The sequence below is a fragment of the Bacteroides sp. AR29 genome, from assembly GCF_900217715.1.
Lineage (GTDB): Bacteria > Bacteroidota > Bacteroidia > Bacteroidales > Bacteroidaceae > Bacteroides > Bacteroides uniformis.
This window is the reverse complement of the sequence record NZ_OBMS01000005.1, coordinates 110,360-133,468: the sequence shown is the minus strand read 5'-3', so window position 1 is coordinate 133,468 and position 23,109 is coordinate 110,360. Positions and strand designations below refer to the sequence as shown.

Below are 23,109 nucleotides of genomic sequence, written 5' to 3'. Positions count from 1 at the left end.
ATAGTGTTATGAAAAAAATTATAGTGATTGGCAGCTCCAATGTGGACATGGTGGTGAGAACTTCTCATCTGCCTGCTCCCGGTGAGACGATTCTGGGAGGGGAATTCTTTATGAACCAGGGTGGAAAAGGAGCAAATCAGGCTGTTGCAATAAAGAGATTGGGCGGCAATCTGATATTTATGGCAAAATTGGGGAATGATGTATTAGGTCGGCAATCTGTCGGTTATTTTAAAAAGGAAGGAATTGATACAAGATATATTGCTCTCGATGAAGATTCTGCTTCCGGAGTAGCTCTGATCAGCGTGGACGATCATGCGGAGAATAGTATTGTAGTGGCATCCGGTGCCAACATGTTGTTGAACGAACAAGATGTGGATAAAATGTTGGAGGAAATGTGTGAGGGAGATATCCTCTTGATGCAATTGGAAATTCCGCTTCAAACAGTGGAGTATGCTGCCAGAAAGGCTTTCGGGAAAGGAGTGAAGGTGGTGCTGAATCCGGCTCCTGCCCGCAGTCTTCCCAAAGAATTGTTCCGGCATCTGTACATGGTCACTCCGAACCGCATCGAGGCGGAGATGCTTACGGGCATAAAGATTGCCAATGATGCCGATGTTGAGAAAGTGGCGGAAGAGATTTGCGCGATGGGGGTAAAGAATGTAATTATCACTTTGGGTTCGAAAGGATGTCTTATAAGGGAAGAGGGCGTTTCTTATCGTATAGATGCTTTCAAAGTGGAGCCTGTTGACACTACAGCTGCCGGAGATACGTTTAATGGGGCTTTGTGCGTAGGATTGTCAGAGGGCATGGACTTGAAACAAGCTGCTGTGATGGCTTCAAAAGCTTCATCCATAGCTGTAACCAGAATGGGAGCCCAGTCTTCTATTCCTTACCGTGAAGAGTTGTAATCATTAAAAACAATATTAAATATCACGATTATGTTTATAGTTGAAAGTTACGGATTGGCGGTAGCGTTGTGCTGGGTCACGATGTTATGCTGGGGATCATGGGGAAATACTCAAAAATTGTCAGCCCAAACATGGCGCTATGAATTGTTCTATTGGGATTATGTGATTGGTATACTTCTTTTTTCTTTGGTTTGGGGCTTGACACTGGGCAGCATTGGAGAAGGGGGACGCGGATTTATGCAGGACTTGCAGCAAGTTGGTATGGAGAATTTTTGGAGCGCTTTTCTGGGTGGCGTCATATTCAATGCCTCGAATATATTGTTGTCGGCTTCCATGTCGTTGGCTGGTATGTCGGTTGCTTTCCCGATAGGGGTGGGGTTGGCGTTGGTATTAGGCGTATTTGTCAATTACTTTAGTGTACCGAAGGGGGATCCTGTCACTCTTTTTGGGGGTGTCTTCTTGATTGTGTTGGCCATTGTTTTTAATGGGATTGCTTCCAGTAAAGTTTCTGAAGTATCAGGTCAGACTGTCCGAAAAAGAGGAGTTCTGATCGCTGTCTGCGCTGGTATTCTGATGGCGTTTTTCTATCGTTTTGTCGCCGCTGCTATGGATTTGGAAAATCTGGAATCGCCTGCTGTTGGTATGATGACTCCGTATTCTGCCTTGTTTGTGTTTGCAATAGGTATCTTTATCAGTAACTTTCTATTCAACTCTTTGTTAATGAGGAAACCTTTTACGGGGGTGCCTGTGGCTTACAGTCAATACTTCAAAGGAAATATGAATACTCATTTGGTTGGTATTTTGGGGGGTGCCATTTGGGCGTTGGGAACAGCGTGCAGTTATATTGCTGCCGGAACAGCCGGTGCTGCCATTTCCTATGGGTTGGGACAAGGGGCTACGATGGTTGCCGCATTATGGGGGGTGTTTATTTGGAAGGAATTCAAAGGGGCTTCTAAATCTACTAATCTATTGATTGCCTTGATGTTTATTCTCTTTATTTTAGGTTTGGCGTTAATTATTACGTCCGGTGGCAATTGATCTTTTATTAATTAAAAAAATGTGTATATTATGAAGAGGATTTTTCTGCCAATCCTATTGGGGGTACTGATGATATCAGCCGTACTGCCGTCGGCAGTAGTTTTTGCTGGCAATGATGTTCCTGGCCGACAGAGAAAACAGAAGGTGAAGGAATCTGTTTTGAGGGTGAAGCCCATTACTGGTACTTGGATAAATCTGGCATATAAGGATGTACGTAATAGATATACCAATCCGCAGAGTTTTGATAATACGGATCCGGAATTATGGAAAGCTAAAGTGCGGGAACTGTCAGCTATGGGCATTGAATATCTGGTATTCATGGAAGTTGCCAATGAGGGTAAGGCTTATTATCCCTCTCAATTAATGCCCTGGTGGTATGATAAAGATAAACAGAGTCCTGTGGAAGCCATTCTTGATGAGGCTGCCCGATATGACATGAAGGTTTTTATGAGTACTGGATGGGCAAAAGACCAGGATGATAATTTGCAGGATCCTGCTATCAAACAACGCCAATTGCAAATTATGGAGGAACTGGCCGTCTTTTATAAAAATCATAAAGCCTTTTATGGCTGGTATTTGCCGGTAGAGGATTGTCTTTGCCCCATTTTTGCAGAACATGCTGTACAATCGGTTAATGCATTGACCAAAAAGGCAAGAGCATTGACTCCGGATAAGAAGACACTGATTTCTCCTTATGGTATCGGACTGTCTGATTTTGATAATCCGGAGTATGAGAAACAATTGGCAAAGCTGAAAGTCGACATCATAGCCTATCAGGACGAAGTGGGCTGTGTACGCGATAAATTCATGTTGCCTCGCTTAAAGAAGACTTGGAAACGGTTGAGAGACATCCACAACCGTCTGAATATTGAGATGTGGGCCAATTGTGAGACTTTCACTTGGGAACAGGGAACCAACGACCGTTCTTCGGCCTTGATTCCTGCCGCTTATCCGCGTCTTTTATCTCAACAAGTGGCTGCTTCTGTGGCAGGGGTTGACAGGATTATCTCATTTATGGTTTGTGGAATCATAGAAAGCCCCACGTCAACTTATCAGTTGGGGCAACCGGTGTGGTCACATAAAGTATACAATGACTATATGGCCTGGAAAAGGCGGATTGGCTGCTGGCAATTGGCCGAAGCTGCCTTTATGGAGAGATTGGCTAACGGGGCTACCATTGACATGGTGTTGGGAAAAGCGGATTTGAAGGCATTGCTTGATGGCAGGGTTGCCGAGGAAGACAGTAAAGATGCCCGTTGGGTGAAATTCGAGAAAGGTTATCATGAGCTTGTGGTAGATTTGCAGAAAAAGACCAGACTACGGAAAGTCATGCTTCGTATGCTGGACTATAATTTAGATGGAATAGGTATGCCGCTGAAAGTTTATCTGTTCACTTCGTTGGATGGAAAAGAATATAGATTAGCTTCTATCAAGGATACTCCCCATTTCCCGAACAATCGGCATGATGCATGGATTGAAAACTTGTTATTTGATCAATTGGATGAAAGCATCCGTTATATGAAGGTGGCTTTCGAAGCTTCGCAACAAGTGTATATGGATGAGTTGTTTGTTAATCCGGTGATAAAATAAAGACCAGTTGAGATGAGAGTGAGTTTGTGTTTATTAACGGTGTGGCTGTTTCTTGCTTGTGTAGGCCGCGGGGAAATTGTACCAATTCCTTCTTGGTCAAAATCGATGGCAAAGGAGAAATATATCCTAACCCCCAAAGCACCTGAGGTTCCACAGATTAATAGTCTATGGTGCAGCCTTGGAAATACAGAAAAAGTCTCTGTTCGTGATTTGTGGCATCAAAAGGATTTAGGGGAGTATAAAGGGGGATTTTGGACACAAGTCCCTTATCATGGAGTTACTTTTGTAAAAAAAATCACTCTTGTAGAGTGAACTGAAACTTTAAAATAAATAGTATGGAATTTGCTTTGGATAGATGGATTACCAAGCATAATGCTTGGATTGATGTTTTTGGACCAAACTACATGAGGTGGATATTTCGTGATGTGAAAATGACTATTTTGTTTTTGGGGCAGTTTCTCTTTGGTAAAGTGTTGCAGGTGTTTAAGGCAGGTGTGTTATTGGGAGCAGTGTCTTGCATACTATTTGTGCCAGGGCTAAAGGCAGAAAATTCTAGGCCATTTGTGATACCGGCATTACAGGAGTGGAAAGGCGGGGATGGCTATTGGCGCTCATCGTGTCGGTTGGTGTTGGACCCCCGCTATGCAGCAGAACTCAATCCGGTGGCAAACACATTTGCCGAAGATTTAGCAGTGATGTTTGGCAGGAAATATAAGGTGGCGGAAGGCGTTTCTGCCTGCTCGGGAGATATTTTTTTGACTTTGGCTGGAAAAGAAACAGAAGAGAATCGGGAGAAGTATTATTTGGATGTGTCTGATCGGATGGTGTTGACGGGTGCAACGACGCAGGCAGTGTTTTGGGGAACTCGGACCATTCTTCAAATGATGGAACAGTATGATGGGGCGGTGCCGCAGGGAGTGGCTGTAGATTGGCCCAATTATCCTAAGCGTGGATTTATGTTGGATGTAGGACGTAAATTTGTCCCCATTGGCTTTTTGAGGGATTATGTGAAGATAATGTCCTATTATAAAATGAATTGTTTCCAGATTCATTTGAATGACAACGGCTTTAAAAAGTTCTATGGCAATGACTGGTCGCAAACACCCGCAGCTTTCCGATTAGAAAGTACCGTGTTTCCGGGATTGGCCACGGAGGGGGCTCATTATTCAAAAAAAGAATTTGTTGAACTTCAGATGTTAGCCGAGCAGTATGGAGTGACTGTCTTGCCGGAAATAGATGTGCCTGCGCATTCATTGGCCTTTACGCGCTATAAGCCGGAAATTGCTAGTAAGGAGTACGGAGAGGATCACCTGGATTTGTTTAATCCGGAGACTTATTTGTTCTTGGACAGCTTGTTTGCAGAGTATTTAGGTGGAGAAAATCCGGTGTTTAGGGGTAAAGAAGTGCATATTGGTACAGATGAATACGATAATTCGGATCCTAATGTTGTTGAAAAGTTTCGCTTTTTTACTGATTATTACATTAAATATGTGGAGGGTTTTGGGAAGAAAGCGGTGGCATGGGGTGCATTGACGCATGCCAGAGGAGATCTTCCTGTGAAGTCTGACGAGGTACTATTGGACATTTGGTACAATGGTTATGCCGATCCCTTTGAAATGGCCGAATTGGGATTTGGATTGGTGAATGTGGCATGTAGCCAATTGTACATAATACCATTGACGGCACTCTATTACCACGATTACCTGAATATAGAGTGGATTTTTAATAACTGGGAACCCTATATGTTTGATGATAGAATATTTAGTCGGAATGATAGGCGTGTGAAAGGGGGAATGTTTGCCGTATGGAATGATTACATTGGAAATGGGATTACTTTCAAGGACATTCATCATCGTGCGTATCCTGCTATGCAGACATTAAGCTTGAAAATGTGGACCGGTGCTGTGGATGATTTGTCTTTCGCACGGTTTGATTCTTGCCGTCGTGCTTTGTCGGAAGCTCCGGGAGTGAATATTGGAGCAAAGGTAAAAACGATGGATGGGAAAGTGCTTCAAGTCTCGAAGTTGAAAAGGAATCAAAAGCTTTTGATAGAAGAAGTAGGGTATGATTATGAAGTGGCTTTTGATTTCACTGCAAAATCCGCAGATAAGGGCAGTGTGCTTTTTAAATCTTCCAATGCCATTTTGTATCAGAGTAGCCCAAAGTCTGGAAAATTGGCATTCTGGTCAGATGGTTATTTAAATGAGTTTGATTATATGTTTCCTATCGGTCAACGGGTACAAATTGTGATTAAAGGTGACCATACCTCTACAAGTTTATACATTGATGGAAAACTACATCAGACTTTGGATAAAAAGATACTTTATAAAATTGGCGAGGAGGTGGTGTACTACCAGTCCACTCTTGTTTTTCCATTAGCTTTTACTGGAAATTTTAGTGGGCAATTGTTAAATTTGAAAGTACTGCAAAAGTAATTCGAGTTCATGTTACAAGGATCCATTTTAGGTTATTCTTTGCCTTTAATTTGTTGTAAGAATTCATTGGTGGACACTAATGCTTTTTCATCTTTGAAGCATGTGGAAGTTGAAAAAGGATAGTGATAATTCCCTGATTTATATTCAATGGTTGTAATATATCCTGACGGAGATTATGGTGAAAATATTTTGCTGGGTCATACCAAAAGGCCTGGTTGGATATAATGATTAGTGCTAAAGTGCAATTATTAAGCCTGCTTTAAATTTCACTTTTAGCCATTAGCTTGTTACAACAGATATGTAATAAGATGTAAAGTGAAACTTAAAGTAGGGCTCATTGATTATTCTACATGTTGCTTTGAAGTACTTATGCAGAAAACAACTTCTATTATATTCATTCTTCTATGCTTCTTGTCAAGTTGTAGCTTCGAATCTAAAACAGAATTTCCAGCCTTTGATAAGGAGATTAGAGTAGATGGTGAGCAATCTGATACAGAATTGCTGATTAATATGGGATGGATTGACTGTGTTGATACATTCTTGGTAATGACGCATGTCGCCCAAAATGATTTTTGCCATGTATATTCCATTCCTTCGGGTATGAAAAAAATCCATACTTGGGGTTCATTGGGAAATGGTCCTGGCGAGTTCCTACAGCCAATAATTACATACGCTCACGAAAACACCTTCGGTTTGAATGATGTCAATATACAAATGTTGGCAGTGATGTCTCTAAAAGGCAACGGAAATGCTATTGAAATTGAAGAGCTGTCCAGAAAAAAAACTCCTTATAAGCGTGTGCAAGGTGAGCTCAATCCTGCAGATTATAATTTCGTACGACTGGATGAACAGCATTTTGTCTCCCTATTGTGCGGAAAGGACGGTAGTTTCTTTTCCTTACTGGATGCCAATCTGCAGCCTTTACAGAGGTTCGGCGAATCTCCGGTGGGGAACAAAATTTCTGTCTAGTCTTCACGGATGAATTTGAAAGGTTATCTGTCGGCGCATGACGGGCATATGGTGTTTGCGCCTAGCAAACTGCCGTATCTTGCTAAATACCACCTGGAAAATGGAACCATGGTAAAAGACTGGAACTTTTATTTTGATCGGTCTTTTTATGAATGTAAAGACTATAACCTCTTGTTTAGTAAGGCAAGAAGCTTTGGGCAGGTGTTGGATTTGGCAATGGATGACCAATATATCTATATTTTGTACTTAGATCAACTTTTAAGCGAGTATGACTATAATGACCCGCAAAAATCCATGGCGAACAAGGTGCTGGTTTTCAATTACTCGGGAGTACCCATAGCCAAGTTGATATTGGATAAACGAATCTATCAGATGGCTTTGTGTACAAAATTGCATAAGATTATCGGGCTGGGGAATCTGCCAGAACCTGCATTTGTTTCGTTTGATGTCGTTTTTTAGATATATAGTCTAGTATTTCCCTTATACACTAGAAATAGGATAGCGTATAATTATATGTTTTAATTTGTATATAACTGATATCCATTAAATTACTGAAGTGTTGATTTGATATCCTTTTTAGGCATTCTACCTTTGAAGCATGTGGAAGCCGAAAAAGGATAGCGACTAATTATAGCTCAGTAGATTTTTAGTGGGGAATTATTAGCTTACTTGCCAAACACGTACTTCGCAACCTTAGTATTAGCCTTGTTCTCATTTACGAAATCACGTTCAATATAGATGTCCGTTACTTTCATTGCATCGTCAATATGGTTAAGTGCTGCATGGACTATATATTTATCAATGCCAGCTTTATTAAGTGCAATGGTAGCCCAACTATGCCTTGCTGCGTAGTATTCCAAATCGTCAATTTCTAATATTGTACAAATTTCTTTTAAGCCGTAGTTGATAGCCTTATTGAAATCCTTCTCGTCAGCATAGTATTGATAGAAATTGAAGAGACGTTTACCAGTCTTATCCTTGTACTTCTCAACAAGAGGCAGGATTAATCTGGGTATGTCAACCTTCATTTGAGCCTTATCCAATCTACGGTCTTTCGTCTTGGTACGATTATAGACGATTGTATAACCTTCCATTTCAGTGGCATTGTAAAGGTCTGCTGAATTGATTCCCATAAGACAGAATGATAGAATGAAACAATCCTTTGCCAAATTATAATGGCAGGTAGATTTGTAGCCTTTCTTCATATCTTTATAGGGTAGCTTCCATAGCTTCTTTATAATATCTGCGGATATGGCTCTCTTTCTTGTTGCTTCCTGCTTGGGTATTTCAAGTTCCATGAAGGGTGAGTTGGGGATTAGGATTAAATTCTTCTCCTTCTTATTGTATTTCTTCTTGGCTTCATTGAATAACTTCTTAATGCTTATCAAATATAGAGAGAGTGAACGATTGGAAGGTACCCGTTTACCCTGCTGCATTAATCTTTTAGTCCGTATCTCACGTTCTTTATTCAAGAATGCTTTAAAGCTTTCTAAGAAGTCAAGGGTAATCAAATTAATATCCAATTCCTCTTTACCTATGAAACGGACTAAGGCATTAATGGCAGTGGTGTAGTTAGGTGCACCTTTGATAGTGGTTGAGGCTATCCACTCACGACTGAACTTTATAAAGTCAATGGTTTGTTGCTTCTCTTGTTCTCCGTTTAAGAACTCAATTATCTCATCTAACGAATAATGATTTTGGTCTAATTGCAGTTTGAAACACTGTTCTCTGTAATAAAGTACCAGTCTATCTATCGCTCTCTTAATGGAAGTGTCCTCTTTAAATTTGAGGGATTTAGTTAGGTCTTTTGAAGTTATAAATAGATTAGTTGATAGTCTTTTAACCTTACGGTCTAAAGTAAATCTAATCTTAACATTGTACGTTCCGTCAACTTTTAGTTCACTCTTCTTGATTTCAGCTTTGATAGTCAGCATGTTAGTAATGTTTAAATCAGTCAACAATTAGTCAACAAATACCTAATACAATACTAAATATAACCAAGCAACAGACCCTTAATCGGAGGTCTCCATGAACTAAAAAAGGCTCTATCTCGTTAGAGATGAGCCTTTTAGTTTGTGGACCAGCCTGGGCTTGAACCAGGGACCTCCAGATTATGAGTCTGTTGCTCTAACCAACTGAGCTACAAGTCCGATGCATCCTTGCTTGGATAGCGGGGACAAAAGTAGCATTTTCTATTGAAATATGCAAGACTTTTGGATAAAATTCCTTATAACCTTTGTCCTTAGAACTTATAAATTCGTTTTGGATTCTTGGGAAACCAGCCTTTTTTCACTCGTTCTTCCTGCTCGAATATCTCCTTGATGGTCCAGAACGAGGAAAATGCAAAGACGCCCAAAAGGGAGGCTATCATGATGTTCTCCGTATAAAGGGAGGCAATGATGCCGCCGATGCCGAGTAAAAGGAAAATCCACCAGCACTTGGTGCCCCAATAATATTCGGCTTTCACAACTATGGGGTGAAACAAGCCGATGATGAGGAATGTGCAGATACCTATGACAAGGCCCGACAGATGATATTCGTTCAAGAAATCCATTGTTGTTCGTTATTTCTCGGGGCAAATAGGAATCTCCTTCTTGATGCTCTGTTCCAGGGAAATCAAGGTCTCGGTAGCGGTTACGCCAGGAATCTCCTGCATCTTGTTGTTCAGCAAATCCATCAGATGCTCGTTGTCGCGGGCATATACCTTAGTCAGCATGGTGTACGGACCAGTGGTGAAGTGGCATTCTACGATTTCGGGAATCTTGCCCAGCTCAGCAACTACCGTCTTATACATGGAGCCCTTTTCCAGCTTGATTCCTACGTAAGTGCAGGTTCTGTATCCAAGGGACTTGGGATTTACATGATAGCCTGAGCCAACAATAACGCCAAGGTCAATCAGGCGCTGTACACGTTGATGGATGGCAGCACGTGACACGCCACATTCAGCAGCTACGTCCTTGAAAGGGATACGGGCATTTTGGGAAATGATTTCCAGAATCTGCCGGTCAAGATTGTCTATTTTTTCCATAATAGTAAATAAGTAAAGTTCTTGTAGTTATCAAATAGTAAGCAAATATAGGACTTTATTTTAATTTATCTATAAAAAGGGACGGAAAAATGAATAAAAGTGAGGGGTAACGATAAGGCGCGGATTACGCGGATTTCACGGATTTAGTTTACCAAATCCGCGTTATTCCTCGTAATCCGCGCCTAAAAGAAGTATCAAGAGGGTTTTGCCCCTCCCTTCGGATTGTTACATTACTTCTCGATACCCAGCAGTTCCACTTCGAATATCAAAGTAGAGAACGGCTTGATTTGGCTACCGGTTTCTCTTGAACCGTATGCCAGGTCGTAGGGGATATAGAGTTCCCACTTAGAGCCGACGGGCATCATGGTGAGGGCCTCTGTCCAGCCTTTGATTACCTGGTTGGCACGGAAAGTAGCAGGTTCGTTGCGCTTGTAAGAGCTATCGAATTCTGTTCCGTCAATCAGCGTACCTTTGTAGTTTACTTTCACCTTGCTGCTGTCGGCAGGAACGGCACCGTTACCCTTGGTGATGATTTTGTATTGCAGACCGCTCGGGGTAGTTACTACACCTTCTTTAGCCTTGTTCTCAGCCAGGAACTTTTCACCGGCAGCTTTGTTGTCAGCATACTTTTCTGCAGTTGCTTTTTCTTTGATGGCATCCATCTGAGTACGCATGTACTCTTGAGCTTTCATCATATCCATAGCACCACCCTTGCCGATGACACCTGCTACGAAACCTGCCAGCAGATTTTCGCGGCTGATGCTCTGTGTGGAGTCGTTGCCGAAGATTTGTTGGTTGAAGCCTTCCACCCATTGCTTGCTGACCATCTGGCCTACTTGCAGACCGGCCATGTAAGCCACGTCTTTCTTATCGATTTTGGCTGCGCCTTCGTTGAAACCTTTCAGGAATTCTGACATCTGGGTTGAGTCAATGCCTTGTTGTGCAAGATACTGGTCCAAACCTTCTGTACGTGCCATACCGATGGCGTAAGATAATGAGTCGATGTCCGTCTTCAAATCAGCTTTCGGACTTTGAGCAGTACAAGATGCCATGCCGGCAGCTACTGCAAGAGCCATGAGAAATGTTACTTTTTTCATTTTGCTTTTACTTGTTTGTTTATTTAGATAAAATTTTCTGTAATTCGACTTCGAATACGAGCGTGCTGTGGGGAGGAATCATCTCGCCGGCACCCTGCGCTCCGTATGCCAGGTCGCTGGGGATGTAGAGTTTCCACTTGGCACCTTCGGGCATAAGCTGAAGGGCTTCCACCCAACCGGGTATCACTTGGTTTACACCGAATGTGGCAGGCTGGCCGCGCTTGATGGAGCTGTCGAACAGCGTTCCGTCAACCAGTGTGCCTTCGTAGTGGCATTGTACCTGGTCGGTTGCTTTGGCATAGTGACCGACGTTTCCTTCTGTGATAACTTCGTATTGAAGTCCGCTGGGAAGCGTAACAACTCCCTCGCGTTTTTTGTTCTCTTCCAGGAACTTTTTGCCGGCTTCTATGTTTGCTGCGTTCATCTTCTCCTCCAGTTCGGCGAAGTACTTGTTGACGATGTCACGGGCTTCTGTGTGGCTGATTGCCGTCTGGTTGCCCTCCAAAACGTCTTTGATTGCTTGTGCAAAGTCATCTACTGCAATGCCTTTGGCACCCATGCTTAAAAGATTCTGACCTATTCCAAGGCCGATAGCATAACTGAATTTGTCCATAAGATTCTTTTGTTGACGACCGGATTGGTTTCTTTTCCAGTCTATTGCAAATTTATGAGTGGCAAAAGTACGTCTTTTATTTGAATGATAAGGCTTTTAAGTATTTAATTTTTCTTATTTATATCACAACTTGAACATTCTTCTTATATTTGTCTTACTTTAATAAAGGAAAGGAGCGGAAAATGAAGAACTTGGTCATATTGTCGGGTGCTGGTATGAGCGCCGAGAGCGGCATCAGCACATTCCGTGATGCGGGCGGATTATGGGACAAATATCCGGTGGAGCAGGTGGCGACTCCCGAGGGGTATGCACGTAATCCGGAACAGGTCATTAATTTCTATAACGAACGTCGCAAGCAGTTGCTCGATGTGGTGCCGAATGCCGGGCATCTGGGCGTTGCCGACCTGGAGAGGGATTTCAATGTAACGGTCGTCACCCAGAACGTAGATAATCTGCACGAGCGTGCCGGCAGTACGCACGTGATACACTTGCATGGGGAACTGACGAAGGTTTGTTCCAGCCGCGACCCTTATAATCCGCATTTCGTCAAGGAACTGGCGCCGGAGGAATATGAAGTAAAGTTGGGCGACAAGGCGGGCGACGGTACGCAGCTCCGCCCGTTCATCGTGTGGTTTGGCGAGTCGGTGCCGGAGATTGAGACTGCCATCCGGTATGTGGAGCAGGCGGACATCTTCGTCATCATCGGCACCAGCCTGAACGTTTATCCCGCTGCGGGACTGCTGAACTACGTGCCCCGTGCCGCCGAAGTGTATCTGATAGACCCCAAGCCGGTGGACACGCACGTCATGCGTCCGATACATGTCATTCAAAAGGGAGCTTCGGAAGGGGTAAAAGAGTTGAAGGCGCTGCTTACAGTTACCCAGCCTCCTTTGCCTTAGGACTTAATCTCCTACGTCTTAGGACTTAGCCCCTCACGGTATAGGACTTAATATGCAGAACATCCGGATGTCTTTCTCCAAAACACCCGGATGTTTTACCCCAAAACATGGGGATGTTTTGCCCCATTACATCCGGATGTTTTAGGTGAAAACATGGGGATGTTTTGGGTACTCACTCCTATACTGTAGAGAGCTGGGTATAGGGGAGATTCCCGCAAGGTATAGGTCTTGCGGGAACAAAGTATATTTGTCCTCGAAATTTGTGCTATTTCTTTATCACGGCCCGTAATACGAACCAGGCATGATGGGCTACGGTACTCATCAGTCCGTAATGCCGCGCCATGATGCGGAAGCGTTCGCGCAGGGATGCTTGCCGGTTCTGGGTGGTCATTCCCTCTTCCAGATAGTCGATGAGGGTGAGATGGGTATTGTGCAAGGTCCGTGCCTTCTTCATCACCCGGATGCACCAGTCGAAGTCGGCGGAGAAGCGGTATTGCAGGTCGTAGGGTTCTACAAGGGAAGCTTTGGCAAAGAAGGCCTGATGGCAGACCAGCATGCCCTGCTTGAAGCTTCGCCAGGTAAGCACTTCCGGGGCGGCGAGGCGGCGCATGCGGATGAAGTGACCTTCCTTGTCCACCAGTTCCGTTTCGCCGTACAGCACGTCGGGTAGTTCGTTGCCGGAGATGGAACGCACCATCTGCTGCAAGGTGTCGTCCTCGTGGAAGCTGTCGCCGGCATTGAGGAAGCAGAGGTAATCGCCGGTGGCAAGGCGGATGCCTTTGTTCATGGCGTCGTACAGTCCCTTGTCCGGTTCGCTCACGATGCGGGTGATGCGGTCGCGGTAACGGTCGATAATGGAGAGCGTGCCGTCTTTGGACGCACCGTCCACAAGGATGTATTCTACGTGGTGGTAGGTTTGCGAGATAACGCTTTGAATCGTGTCCTCCAGTACCGCTTCGGCATTGTAGGTCACGGTGATGATGCTGAATTTCGGGGTGGGGTGGTTATGCATTTCTTCCGGTCACTTTGTTGTAAAGGTCAATGTATTTCTTGGCGACGACGTTCTCCGAATAGTGGGAGATGGCTTTCCGGCAGGCTTGTTCCGAGAGGCTGGGGTAGTCGGGTTCGGTCAGCGTCCAGTAGATGCCGTTGGCAAAGTCTTCCGAGGATTTGTATTGTGCCACGTAGCCGTTGTGCAGATGGTCTATCATCTCAGGGATGCCGCCCACGTTGAATCCGACGCAGGGAATGCCGCATGCCATGGCTTCCATGATGGTGTTCGGCAGGTTCTCTTCCAGCGAGGGGGTCACGAAGATGTCCACGGCATTGTAGATGTTCACCAGTTGGTGTTCGTTGCTGACGAAGTTCAGCGGGTAGACTTTGAATGGAAGCAGGTTTTCCAGTTGTTGCGATTGGTTGCCGAAGACGACGACACCCAACTGTTCCCGGAGTTCGGGATGCTTGTCAGCCAGCAGTCGGCACGATTCTATCAGGTAGTCGATGCCTTTCCGTTTGTCCGTAATCTTCACCGAGCCGAACAACATGAGCTTTTTGTCTTGCGGCAGTAGGCAACGGCTGCGGGCTTCCTGTCGGTTGCGGGGCTTGAAGAGGTTGGTGTTGATGGGGTTGGGGATGCACGTCACGGCATGTCCGCAGAAGAGGGCGCTTGTCCGGGCACGTTCTTCCAGCCAGCGGCTGCAGGTGACGAAGTTGATGTGACGGTTGCGATATAGATTCTGCTTTTTCCGGAAGATGCGGTAGGAAAGGTCACGCTTGCCTCCGCCTCCGTGGATGAAGGGGCAGTTGTGGCATTCCTGCCGGTAACGGGTGCACTCGCGGGCATGGTGACAGATGCCGGTGCAGGGCCACATGTCGTGCATGGTCCAGACGACGGGCTTGCCCGAGGCGAGAATCTTCTCGATATTCCTCAGCGAGAGCATCCCTTGGTTTATCCAGTGCAGATGGATGACGTCTGCCTGCTGGAATTCGGGCAGTGAGGTGATGTCTGTCCCCGTGTTGGCTATGTCCACGGCAAAGATGTTCTTTTTGTTGAAGCGGTTGGCGCTCCAGATGACGATGCGCTCCCAGACGAACTTCCACACCATGCGCCAGTTATGGTCCAGTGACACAACGGAGATTTGGTCGGTCTGCTTGTCGCGTACCAGCAGCTTGGCTTTGATGCCGTGGTTCTTGAGTGATTCCATCAGACGGCTGGCGGCGATGGCTGCGCCGCCGATGCGTTCGGAGGTATTGATAAGTAGTACTCTCATGACTGTTGTTCGTTTCTTCTTTTTTGAATGTTTTTTCTTGTTACAGATGCCGGTCTTGTTTCGTCCATTTCCGGATACGCTTTTGCAGCGTTTGCCATATGATGGTGAAGTTGCCGTACCGTAGGTTCAACGCCAGTTCCTCGAACGACCGTGCAATCTTTATCCAGGGATGCCGCCATGCCATGATGCGGTAAACGCTATCCTTGTAGGCTGTGTTCTCGATGACGTGGCGAGGGTGCTTCAGTGGAAACTCCACTTCGTGGCGTTTCATGGTGAAGATGCGGCGGTAACCGCGCGGCATGGTGTGCACGGAGCCGGCAAAGTGGGTGGAGTCGGCAGTGGCTCCCAGATTGTTTATCATGTTGCGGGTGGGCACGATGCTCAGACCCGAATTGAACAACATGGAAGCGTGGAAGATGGTTTCGTAATAGGCTTTCCCGTGTTCGCGGTGGCGTTGGCACATGTAGATGAAGTCTTTGCGGTAGCGCCGTGTGTGGATGAGGTTCTTCAGTTGCCGCATGTTCTCCTTGTCGTCCAGGAAGGTGTAGAATTCATCCCATTGGTCCGTCACCCGCCGCCAGCTCGCCCATCCCCAGATGGAGAAGGTGGTGGCGAAGAAGTAGTCGGAAGTGATGTCCGGTGTAATCTCCTCGTTGTTGAATCCGGCAATCATGCTGATGCGTGTGTCGTGCTCATACTTGTCGAGCAGTTCCTTGCAGAAGCCGAAGAAAGAGACGGCAGGCACGTCGTCATCCTCAAGCACGATACATTTGTCCGACAAGGAGAATGCCCACTTCTGTGCCATGTATTCCGATGGGTCGCAGCCGTAGTTCTTCTCTTGGTAGTTGTGGTGTACTTCGCATTCCCAGTCGATGTCTGCCACTACTTTGCGACAAGCTTCTATGCCCGGCATGTCACGCTCGCCGCGCGGGCCGTCCTGATAGAGAAACAGTCGTGCGGGGCGTGCCTTCTTCACTTGTTCGAATACTTGCGCCAGCAGTTTGGGGCGGTTGAAGAAAAGAATCAGTACAGATACATCTACAAGGGCTGGTTTCATGGCAATTTTGTTGGATTAGGAGGTGGCTATATGGTCATTTGGTATGTTGAAAGAAAGAACTGCCGGATAATGATTGTTTATCTTGTCCTGCTCTTCTTCTGTATACCGGTGTAAAGTGGGATAGTTGTACCGTAGAAAGTTTTCCAATCCATCAGGTGCTTTCAGATAAAGTGGACCGAATTTGATTGGTTGTAAATGGTTGAGACTCGTCTCCAAAACATGGTCGGTAGTGGTAATCACATTGTTGTAATACAAAGTTTTCCATGAGTTGAAACAACTTTGCATTATCACCATCAAACGGTAGATTGTCTTTTTAGAGAGTGTCATATCAACTATCCGGTTCAGAAGGCAGGCAACAGCTCCACGATTGGTAGGGTTGGATATTTGACATTTTCCGAAGTGTTTCCATAGCCATACCTCTTTTCCCATCAGGCAGCATTTCAGAAAGTTGACAGCTTCATATTGTATCTTCCTTAATAGCTTATTGTTTGGAATACGGTCAAAAGGGAATATATCGACAAAGATTCCTTGATGCATAGGTACATCTTTAAACATCTCTTCGACAAATAAGGTGTTGTTTTTCTTGACTTTGGCAAAGTAATAAGGACTATGAGGGTCGGTATGTATCCATGAAAGAAAGTATGGCTCTCTCAGTTCTTGGGAAGCTATCTGGAGAAACTTATTGTAGTCTTCCCGTTTCATACCTATATCTATGTCGTCATCCCAAGGAAGAATCGCTTTGTCATAGAGTGCCCCTATTGCTGTTCCGCCGATTACAAAATAGGGAATATTGTGTTTGTCGCAGATGCGCACAATCTCTTCCAGTATTTCGTATAGCACCTGATGTAGTTGGGTCAGTTCTTCTGGGGTATATTGCTTCACCATGGATACCATTTTTGATTGATGTCTGCAAAAATAATGATAATAGTTGAAAGGAGCACTTTCCATTTCAATCTTCTTTTGCGAAATCGGACTTGAGTTTTTCTATCAGTGTGTCGGACTCCCCGCTTACTACTTTCCGGCAGAACATCTTTCCAGACTGCCGCAATACCGGCAGGTCCTCGAGTGTCATCACGCGGATGGATGCGCCGTAGTCTATGTAGTGCAAGGGGGTGAGACGGGTAAGTCCGGGGTATTCCCCCTCTAAAAGAAGCCCTTTTGAGGCAAAAGGGGAGTTGAATACGATGGTCTGTATGCACAGTTCGCTGGGTACAAAGCTGGTTCTGAAATACTTCACCAGTTTCTCCTCCGTGCACAACTTTTCATATACATATCGTGCGCAGGGCAGCGTGATGGCCCAATAGTCAGAACCGAAATAGACATCTGCCTGCTTGCCTTCCAAGGGTGCGAAAGGGGCTTTCCGGATGGGGAGTATCTGTGCCAGCTTGCGCGATGCTACGATGAGTTTGTTCTTCCACCATATACTCTTCCAAGGCAGGTCACGGAAAGGGTGGTAATGGGTTATCTTGTGCAACTGCTGTTTCACGGTGCAGTGTGTCAGGTTGAAACCGCCGATGAATTCAGTGTCTTGATGCTCCTCGAAATAGCGGTGGATGGCGTTGTTGCTCCATAATGGGTAGTCCTGCCCGCTCAGGCATACTACGCGGGTATAGGGGATACCGCTGTGCAATACGGCGGTAAGCAATTCTTTCTGGTATTCCACTTGTTCCCATCCTCCCCAGCTTATCCGGTGGCGGGGCACGAAAGTGACCTTGTCTCCCAAGGCTTCTTCAAAAGGGTGTATATCGGCATTGAGGTCGATGTGCACGTAGAAGTCTGCCCGGTCATCCAGTGCGGCAACCAGGCGTGCCAAGTGTGGGGCATCCTTGTAGGCGGATATGATGTAGGCTATGCGGCTCATGCTCTTTTTTTCTTTAAGAGGAATTCAATGCTTTCCCGGAAGATGGTAGATTGTAGTTTCCACAAAACCAGTGCATAAAGCCCAGCTACCATAATGATTTTGGCTGCCATATTTAAGTATAGGTTTTCTATGGGCTGAGTGGCATAGTGAGTTGACACTACGAGTACAATGGATAGGGAGAGATAAGGAGAGATGTCTTTCAGCATATCGCGCAGTCTTAATCCTATCTCCCTCTTGACAAAACGGAACCATACAAACAGCCAGCCGATATTGATAATGACGAAAATACGCAGCATCCATTCCAACCCGTATGGGTATATGGCACATACAGCTACTATTTGCAGCAGGCTCAAGCTGATGGTGCTCCACATATAGATAGAAGAATGCCCCCGGCTGATGAGCAGGTTGGAGAACAGATTGATGACGGGAATAAATGCTCCCCAAATACATAACAGTTGCAAGATATCGGCACTGGGCAGCCACTTCTCCGTGATAGTGATTATAATCAGTTCTTTCGATACCAAGCTCAATCCCAGCATGGCGGGGAAAGAGATAAAGGCGGTGAAGCGTAGCAGCTTTCTGAATACGGCAAGTTGCCGTGCCTTGTCGTCGGCAACCCGGGTAAAGACGGGTTGTGCAATGCCGTTTATCATGCCCGTAATCGTGGTATGTCCCATGCCGTTCCACTTGTTTGCCTGCGTAAAGTTACCCACTTCCCGTTCCGAATAGAACTTACCCAACAAGACGGAAAACAAATTGTTATTGATTATGGTGAAGATATTCGTAATGATTATCTTACTGCTGAACCCTATCATCTCCTTAATGGGTGTAAAGTCGAACCGGAAGCGGGGTCTCCAATGCGAGAAGTAGAAGTTAAGAATCGTCATTACGGTAATGAAAGAGATGCTTTGCAATGCAATCCCCCAATAGGCGAATCCGTTTGCCGCCAATGTGATGCCCACAATGCCGGAGACTATCAGACTTGAAATAGAAATGACGGTAGTGTCCTTGATTCTGAGGTTCTTGAATAGATATGCCCTCGGTGCAATGCTCATGCTGGAAATGACGAATCCCAAGAAGGAGAGACGGGACAGCGGTATCAGCTCGGGCGTATCGTAGAAGTCGGCAATCAGCGGTGCGGCAAAGAAGAGTAATATATATATAGTAGTGCTGCACATCAGGCTGAACCAGAACACGGCGTTGTAATCCTTGTGCAAAGTCTCCTTCCGGTTGGTCAGTGCCGAAATGAACCCACCCTCCTGCAAGGCGGCGGCAATGGCGGAGAAGATGGTAAGCATCCCTACCATACCATAATCCGAAGCATCCAGCAGACGGGCAAGGACTATTCCGAATCCCAGATTTAACAACTGCTGTATGCCGTTGCTGAATCCTCCCCAGAAGAGGCCTTTGGCTGTTTTTTCTTTGAGTGATGTATCGGACATAGTTTATTGGTTGATAAGGCAACGAGTTAACAAGGCCACGAGGCTTTTCCTTCCTCCTTGTAGCCTTGTTAACTCGTTACCTTGTTACTGTTTTATTTCACCTCGCTGCCCGGCTTCACCTCTTTCAGCAGTGAAGTCACCGCCAGCGAGCCGTCATAATTCTCGGCAGAGAGAATCATTCCCTCACTTACCAGCCCGTTCTTGAATTGGCGTGGAGCGAGGTTGGCGATGAACAGCACTTGCTTGCCTACCAGTTCTTCCGGTTTGTAGTGCTGGGCAATGCCGCTGACGATGGTGCGGTTTTCCAGCCCGTCGGCAATCTTGAACTTCAGCAGCTTCTTCATCTTGGGCACTGCCTCGCATTCAAGCACTGTACCTACGCGGATATCCAGCTTTTCAAAGTCTTCGAAGGCGATGGTCGGCTTGATGGGGTTTGCCTTGTAGGTGGCGGCTTCGTTTGCCTTCTTGGTGGCAAGCAGCTTGTCTACTTGTGCCTGGATGACGTCGTCTTCTATCTTTTCGAACAGCAGTTCGGGGGTGCCCAGCTGATGTCCGGCAGGCAACAGGTCGGTGTGTCCCAGCTCTGCCCAGTCAAAGCTGTCCATGTTCAGCATCTTGCGAAGCTTCTCGCTGCTGAAGGGCAGGAACGGTTCGAAAGCAATGGCAAGGTTGGCGACCAACTGCAACGAGATGTGGAGAATGGTGGCTACGCGCTCCATGTCTGTCTTGGCAAGCTTCCACGGCTCGGTGTCTGCCAGGTATTTGTTTCCGATGCGGGCAAGGTTCATCGCTTCCTTCTGTGCGTCGCGGAATTTGAATACGTCCAGCAACTTCTCCACTTCTGCCTTGACGTCGGCAAATTCTTTCAGCGTCTCGCGGTCGTAGTCGTTCAGTTCGCCTGCGGCGGGCACTACGCTGTCGAAGTACTTCTTGGTGAGTTGCAGGGCGCGGTTCACGAAGTTGCCATAAACGGCAACCAGCTCGTTGTTATTACGTGCCTGGAAGTCCTTCCAGGTGAAGTCGTTGTCTTTTGTCTCCGGTGCGTTGGCGGTCAGCACGTAGCGCAGCACATCCTGCTTGCCGGGGAAGTCAACGAGATACTCGTGCAGCCATACCGCCCAGTTGCGTGAAGTGGAAATCTTGTCGCCCTCCAGGTTCAGGAACTCGTTGCTCGGCACGTTGTCCGGCAGGATGTAGCTACCCTCTGCCTTCAGCATGGCGGGGAACACGATGCAGTGGAACACGATATTGTCTTTTCCGATGAAGTGTACCAGACGCGTTTCGGGGTCTTTCCACCATTTCTCCCATGTGTCGGGCAGCAACTCTTTGGTGTTGCTGATGTAGCCGATAGGGGCGTCGAACCATACATAGAGCACTTTGCCCTCGGCGCCCTCTACGGGAACGGGAATACCCCAATCCAGGTCGCGGCTCACGGCACGCGGCTGCAAGCCCATGTCGAGCCAGCTCTTGCATTGGCCATAAACATTGGGACGCCACTCCTTATGGTCTTCCAGAATCCATTGGCGAAGCCATTCCTCGTGTTTGTCCAGCGGCAGATACCAGTGCTTCGTCTCACGCATCACGGGCTGGCTGCCGCTGATGGCACTCTTCGGATTAATCAGGTCCGTGGGGCTGAGGCTGGTGCCGCACTTCTCGCATTGGTCGCCGTAAGCGCCTTCGGCATGGCAGTGGGGGCATTCGCCGGTGATGTAGCGGTCGGCAAGGAAGGTCTTGGCTTCTTCGTCGTAATACTGCATGCTGGTCTTTTCGATGAATTCTCCCTTATCGTACAGCTTGCGGAAGAAGTCGGAAGCCGTGTCGTGATGCGTCTTTGAAGTAGTACGGCTGTACACGTCGAAGGAAACACCGAACTCTTCGAAAGACTTCTTTATAAGCGTATGATAGCGGTCTACCACGTCTTGCGGGGTGATGCCTTCCTTCTTGGCGCGGATGGTGATGGGCACTCCGTGTTCGTCGGAACCGCCGATGAAGATTACATCTTCCTTTTTCAGTCGCAGGTAGCGGACGTAGATGTCGGCAGGAACATAAACGCCTGCCAGGTGTCCGATATGAACCGGGCCGTTGGCATACGGCAATGCCGATGTCACGGTGGTACGTTTGAATTTCTTTTCCATTGTGTTATTATGTATCTCTTTTGTTATGAACGCTTTTAGTGGCACAAAGATAGCTGTTTTCTGCAAAATATGAGTATTCTTCCAGATTCTTTCCAGATTTAGGCTTCATCTTTGCCATACAAAATGAACAAACTTGGTATTGATAATGTAAAAAAACGAAATGACTATGAAACTGGAAAAGTACTTCTTATTATTGGCGTTAGGCGTGTTTGCCTTTGCCTTGCAAAGCTGTGATGATGACGACAACGACGGAATCTCCGTGCCCGCGGAACTGAGTAATGCGTTGGCCAAGGAGCATCCCAATGCCCAGCGTATAGAATGGGAAACAAAAGGTGCATATTATGTGGCTGATTTCCATGAGGACAATTTCGAAAAGGAGGCCTGGTTCACCAAAGACGGTGTATGGCAGATGACCGAAACCGACCTCCGTTATGCAGACCTTCCCGCTCCGGTGAGAAGCTCTTACGAGAGTAGTACCTATTATAATGTATGGAAGGTGGAAGATGTAGACAAGCTGGAACGTAAGGAAATGGCTGTTGTCTACATCATCGAAGTGGAGAAAGGTAATCAGGAAATGGACCTCTATTATTCGGAGGACGGCATTCTGGTGAAGGAAGTGGCCGATGCGCACAACGGCGGTTCTCCCGAAGATTATCTCCCTTCTGATATTTCCGCTGCCATCAAAGATTTTATAGCAGAGAAATATCCCAATGCCCGCATTGTGGATATTGAAAAAGAAAAGAACGGTATGACGGAAGTCGAAATCGTGCACGGAAGTATCAGCAAGGATGTGATGTTCACCGCTGAGGGTGCATGGGCCTATACTACCTGGGACATCAGCAAGAGACATCTGGAGGATGTAGTGAAGAACGCCGTTACGGCTGCCCATCCCGGTTATGTCATTGATGATGCCGACTTTATTGAGACTCCCGATGGCAGTTACTTTTTGGTAGAGATGGAGCAAGGGGAAAGGGAAATCTACGTAAAGGTGACAGCGGAAGGTGAAATACTGCCATAATCTTATACTGAATACTTCCCTTTAAATCAGCGTATTGTATTTACCGCTTGTTTACCTTCTAATGTAAAGCCGTTTACCATAGGGTGTAACGGCCGTTACTCCATATTGTAACGGTCGTTACACCATAGTGTAAAGCCTTTTACCTCGTAGTGTAAATGAAGTTACCGTTTGGGGTAACCGGAGTTATCATGTGAGGTGACCGGAGCTGTCATGTGAAGTCGTACTCTTCTACATAAGCGTCGAAGTACTCCGTCCGTTGGAGTCCTAAGTTACGGGCAATTGCAATGACTTGTTGCTGCTCGGTTGGTGAGAGCAAAGTTTCCCCTTTCCGCTTCTGATAATATCTTCGGATACCCCATAAGCCGATGAGCCGGTAGCGGAACGTGCCGGACTGGCCGACAGAGATGGCTTCTGCCGTATGGATAAAGCCTTTGGCATAGCGCACTTTCTTATTCGAGCAATAATATTTGCATTTTCCCGCTGTGGACTCTATTGCTTTCGGATTCAGTACATATAGGAAGATGTTGTTTGAGGGTGCATACGTATATGCAATCCGGCGCAGGCAGGTGTCAGTATAAGGGCATGTGTCAGTAGCGCATAAGCCGAAGTTATGGGGAACTTTGGAATAATCGAAAGTTTCTTCTTTCATCATTTTTTTGTTTAAAGTTCCGCAAAGGTACAATTAGTTTGGAGATTGATGGGTGCTTCACCTGATATTTGTTTTATCCCGAAAATATTATGTATTTTACGTA

At 46.1% G+C, this 23,109-nt stretch carries 22 protein-coding genes and 1 tRNA gene; 9 read left to right on the top strand and 14 right to left on the bottom strand.

What is annotated here, in order from left to right:
* Window positions 1–8: 8 nt before the first annotated feature.
* The 7 genes from rbsK (at window position 9) to CSD97_RS19020 (ending at window position 7,396) form a co-directional block, all read left to right on the top strand.
* The gene (rbsK, locus tag CSD97_RS04675) at window positions 9–905 is read left to right on the top strand and encodes a ribokinase (RefSeq protein ID WP_035447294.1); all 897 of its coding nucleotides are present in this window, start codon (window positions 9–11) and stop codon (window positions 903–905) included.
* A gap of 30 nt (window positions 906–935) precedes the next feature.
* Window positions 936–1,943 carry a GRP family sugar transporter gene (locus CSD97_RS04670; RefSeq protein ID WP_057281451.1) on the top strand — a complete coding sequence of 336 codons (1,008 nt, stop codon included), beginning with the start codon at window positions 936–938 and terminating at the stop codon, window positions 1,941–1,943.
* A gap of 30 nt (window positions 1,944–1,973) precedes the next feature.
* The gene (locus CSD97_RS04665) at window positions 1,974–3,533 is read left to right on the top strand and encodes a DUF4434 domain-containing protein (RefSeq protein WP_098032008.1); all 1,560 of its coding nucleotides are present in this window, start codon (window positions 1,974–1,976) and stop codon (window positions 3,531–3,533) included.
* Window positions 3,534–3,545: 12 nt separating this feature from the next.
* Window positions 3,546–3,845: a hypothetical protein gene (locus tag CSD97_RS19030; RefSeq protein ID WP_133303133.1), complete on the top strand. Its 300-nt coding sequence runs from the start codon at window positions 3,546–3,548 to the stop codon at window positions 3,843–3,845.
* Window positions 3,846–3,868: 23 nt separating this feature from the next.
* Window positions 3,869–5,968 carry a family 20 glycosylhydrolase gene (locus tag CSD97_RS04655; RefSeq protein ID WP_227186982.1) on the top strand — a complete coding sequence of 700 codons (2,100 nt, stop codon included), beginning with the start codon at window positions 3,869–3,871 and terminating at the stop codon, window positions 5,966–5,968.
* A gap of 315 nt (window positions 5,969–6,283) precedes the next feature.
* Window positions 6,284–6,937 (top strand): hypothetical protein, encoded by a 654-nt coding sequence (locus tag CSD97_RS19025; protein ID WP_227186981.1) that lies wholly within the window; start codon window positions 6,284–6,286, stop codon window positions 6,935–6,937.
* A gap of 9 nt (window positions 6,938–6,946) precedes the next feature.
* Window positions 6,947–7,396, top strand: a complete 450-nt coding sequence (locus CSD97_RS19020; RefSeq protein WP_227186979.1) for a hypothetical protein — start codon at window positions 6,947–6,949, stop codon at window positions 7,394–7,396.
* 206 nt (window positions 7,397–7,602) lie between these two features.
* On the opposite strand, the gene CSD97_RS04640 is transcribed toward CSD97_RS19020, so the two are convergent.
* From CSD97_RS04640 to CSD97_RS04615, 6 genes are all read right to left on the bottom strand, one after another.
* Window positions 7,603–8,871: a phage integrase SAM-like domain-containing protein gene (locus tag CSD97_RS04640; RefSeq protein ID WP_098032007.1), complete on the bottom strand. Its 1,269-nt coding sequence runs from the start codon at window positions 8,869–8,871 to the stop codon at window positions 7,603–7,605.
* Window positions 8,872–9,013: 142 nt separating this feature from the next.
* A tRNA-Ile gene (locus CSD97_RS04635) sits at window positions 9,014–9,087 on the bottom strand.
* Window positions 9,088–9,179: 92 nt separating this feature from the next.
* Window positions 9,180–9,491: a DUF4491 family protein gene (locus CSD97_RS04630; RefSeq protein ID WP_005834338.1), complete on the bottom strand. Its 312-nt coding sequence runs from the start codon at window positions 9,489–9,491 to the stop codon at window positions 9,180–9,182.
* Between the two features lie 9 nt (window positions 9,492–9,500).
* Complete coding sequence (locus tag CSD97_RS04625) at window positions 9,501–9,965, bottom strand: Lrp/AsnC ligand binding domain-containing protein (RefSeq protein WP_005830846.1); 465 nt, start codon at window positions 9,963–9,965, stop codon at window positions 9,501–9,503.
* A gap of 230 nt (window positions 9,966–10,195) precedes the next feature.
* The gene (locus CSD97_RS04620) at window positions 10,196–11,062 is read right to left on the bottom strand and encodes an FKBP-type peptidyl-prolyl cis-trans isomerase (RefSeq protein WP_005830844.1); all 867 of its coding nucleotides are present in this window, start codon (window positions 11,060–11,062) and stop codon (window positions 10,196–10,198) included.
* Between the two features lie 19 nt (window positions 11,063–11,081).
* The gene (locus CSD97_RS04615; protein WP_022400786.1) at window positions 11,082–11,675 is read right to left on the bottom strand and encodes an FKBP-type peptidyl-prolyl cis-trans isomerase; all 594 of its coding nucleotides are present in this window, start codon (window positions 11,673–11,675) and stop codon (window positions 11,082–11,084) included.
* A 182-nt stretch (window positions 11,676–11,857) separates the two neighbouring features.
* Between CSD97_RS04615 and CSD97_RS04610 the strand changes: the two genes are divergently transcribed.
* Window positions 11,858–12,574, top strand: a complete 717-nt coding sequence (locus CSD97_RS04610) for an NAD-dependent deacylase (protein WP_022400785.1) — start codon at window positions 11,858–11,860, stop codon at window positions 12,572–12,574.
* A 265-nt stretch (window positions 12,575–12,839) separates the two neighbouring features.
* On the opposite strand, the gene CSD97_RS04605 is transcribed toward CSD97_RS04610, so the two are convergent.
* The 7 genes from CSD97_RS04605 to metG all read right to left on the bottom strand — a co-directional run bounded on the left by CSD97_RS04605 (window position 12,840) and on the right by metG (window position 21,339).
* Window positions 12,840–13,586: a glycosyltransferase family 2 protein gene (locus CSD97_RS04605; RefSeq protein WP_022400784.1), complete on the bottom strand. Its 747-nt coding sequence runs from the start codon at window positions 13,584–13,586 to the stop codon at window positions 12,840–12,842.
* Window positions 13,579–14,844: a glycosyltransferase family 4 protein gene (locus tag CSD97_RS04600; protein ID WP_022400783.1), complete on the bottom strand. Its 1,266-nt coding sequence runs from the start codon at window positions 14,842–14,844 to the stop codon at window positions 13,579–13,581. The genes CSD97_RS04605 and CSD97_RS04600 overlap by 8 nt, the downstream gene beginning before the upstream one ends.
* Window positions 14,845–14,884: 40 nt before the next feature.
* Window positions 14,885–15,901, bottom strand: coding sequence for a hypothetical protein (locus CSD97_RS04595; RefSeq protein ID WP_005830833.1), 1,017 nt, complete (start codon window positions 15,899–15,901; stop codon window positions 14,885–14,887).
* A 15-nt stretch (window positions 15,902–15,916) separates the two neighbouring features.
* Entirely contained in the window at window positions 15,917–16,786 is an 870-nt protein-coding gene (locus CSD97_RS04590) for a LicD family protein (RefSeq protein WP_005834345.1), read from the bottom strand.
* Window positions 16,787–16,850: 64 nt separating this feature from the next.
* Window positions 16,851–17,762 carry a beta-1,6-N-acetylglucosaminyltransferase gene (locus CSD97_RS04585; protein WP_098032006.1) on the bottom strand — a complete coding sequence of 304 codons (912 nt, stop codon included), beginning with the start codon at window positions 17,760–17,762 and terminating at the stop codon, window positions 16,851–16,853.
* Entirely contained in the window at window positions 17,759–19,204 is a 1,446-nt protein-coding gene (locus tag CSD97_RS04580; RefSeq protein WP_098032005.1) for a lipopolysaccharide biosynthesis protein, read from the bottom strand. Before CSD97_RS04580 ends, CSD97_RS04585 begins: the two co-directional genes overlap by 4 nt.
* Before the next feature lie 92 nt (window positions 19,205–19,296).
* Window positions 19,297–21,339, bottom strand: coding sequence for a methionine--tRNA ligase (gene metG, locus CSD97_RS04575; protein ID WP_009037611.1), 2,043 nt, complete (start codon window positions 21,337–21,339; stop codon window positions 19,297–19,299).
* Window positions 21,340–21,505: 166 nt separating this feature from the next.
* Here metG and CSD97_RS04570 point away from each other — a divergent pair, with 166 nt between their 5' ends.
* Window positions 21,506–22,357 carry a PepSY-like domain-containing protein gene (locus CSD97_RS04570; protein WP_057098022.1) on the top strand — a complete coding sequence of 284 codons (852 nt, stop codon included), beginning with the start codon at window positions 21,506–21,508 and terminating at the stop codon, window positions 22,355–22,357.
* Window positions 22,358–22,565: 208 nt separating this feature from the next.
* On the opposite strand, the gene CSD97_RS04565 is transcribed toward CSD97_RS04570, so the two are convergent.
* The gene (locus CSD97_RS04565; RefSeq protein ID WP_009037613.1) at window positions 22,566–23,006 is read right to left on the bottom strand and encodes a DUF6078 family protein; all 441 of its coding nucleotides are present in this window, start codon (window positions 23,004–23,006) and stop codon (window positions 22,566–22,568) included.
* Window positions 23,007–23,109 lie beyond the last annotated feature (103 nt).

Bases quoted from the DNA above. Each gene is read 5' to 3' on its own strand.
- CSD97_RS04670 (WP_057281451.1), top strand. From the start codon at position 936: ATGTTTATAGTTGAAAGTTACGGATTGGCGGTAGCGTTGTGCTGGGTC.
- CSD97_RS04655 (WP_227186982.1), top strand. From the start codon at position 3,869: ATGGAATTTGCTTTGGATAGATGGATTACCAAGCATAATGCTTGGATT.
- CSD97_RS04625 (WP_005830846.1), bottom strand. From the start codon at position 9,965: ATGGAAAAAATAGACAATCTTGACCGGCAGATTCTGGAAATCATTTCC.
- CSD97_RS04665 (WP_098032008.1), top strand. From the start codon at position 1,974: ATGAAGAGGATTTTTCTGCCAATCCTATTGGGGGTACTGATGATATCA.
- CSD97_RS04630 (WP_005834338.1), bottom strand. From the start codon at position 9,491: ATGGATTTCTTGAACGAATATCATCTGTCGGGCCTTGTCATAGGTATC.
- CSD97_RS04565 (WP_009037613.1), bottom strand. From the start codon at position 23,006: ATGAAAGAAGAAACTTTCGATTATTCCAAAGTTCCCCATAACTTCGGC.
- CSD97_RS04590 (WP_005834345.1), bottom strand. From the start codon at position 16,786: ATGGTGAAGCAATATACCCCAGAAGAACTGACCCAACTACATCAGGTG.
- CSD97_RS04580 (WP_098032005.1), bottom strand. From the start codon at position 19,204: ATGTCCGATACATCACTCAAAGAAAAAACAGCCAAAGGCCTCTTCTGG.
- CSD97_RS04600 (WP_022400783.1), bottom strand. From the start codon at position 14,844: ATGAGAGTACTACTTATCAATACCTCCGAACGCATCGGCGGCGCAGCC.
- rbsK (WP_035447294.1), top strand. From the start codon at position 9: ATGAAAAAAATTATAGTGATTGGCAGCTCCAATGTGGACATGGTGGTG.
- CSD97_RS04595 (WP_005830833.1), bottom strand. From the start codon at position 15,901: ATGAAACCAGCCCTTGTAGATGTATCTGTACTGATTCTTTTCTTCAAC.
- metG (WP_009037611.1), bottom strand. From the start codon at position 21,339: ATGGAAAAGAAATTCAAACGTACCACCGTGACATCGGCATTGCCGTAT.
- CSD97_RS04570 (WP_057098022.1), top strand. From the start codon at position 21,506: ATGAAACTGGAAAAGTACTTCTTATTATTGGCGTTAGGCGTGTTTGCC.
- CSD97_RS04585 (WP_098032006.1), bottom strand. From the start codon at position 17,762: ATGAGCCGCATAGCCTACATCATATCCGCCTACAAGGATGCCCCACAC.
- CSD97_RS04610 (WP_022400785.1), top strand. From the start codon at position 11,858: ATGAAGAACTTGGTCATATTGTCGGGTGCTGGTATGAGCGCCGAGAGC.
- CSD97_RS19030 (WP_133303133.1), top strand. From the start codon at position 3,546: ATGAGAGTGAGTTTGTGTTTATTAACGGTGTGGCTGTTTCTTGCTTGT.
- CSD97_RS19020 (WP_227186979.1), top strand. From the start codon at position 6,947: ATGAATTTGAAAGGTTATCTGTCGGCGCATGACGGGCATATGGTGTTT.
- CSD97_RS04620 (WP_005830844.1), bottom strand. From the start codon at position 11,062: ATGAAAAAAGTAACATTTCTCATGGCTCTTGCAGTAGCTGCCGGCATG.
- CSD97_RS04615 (WP_022400786.1), bottom strand. From the start codon at position 11,675: ATGGACAAATTCAGTTATGCTATCGGCCTTGGAATAGGTCAGAATCTT.
- CSD97_RS04640 (WP_098032007.1), bottom strand. From the start codon at position 8,871: ATGCTGACTATCAAAGCTGAAATCAAGAAGAGTGAACTAAAAGTTGAC.
- CSD97_RS04605 (WP_022400784.1), bottom strand. From the start codon at position 13,586: ATGCATAACCACCCCACCCCGAAATTCAGCATCATCACCGTGACCTAC.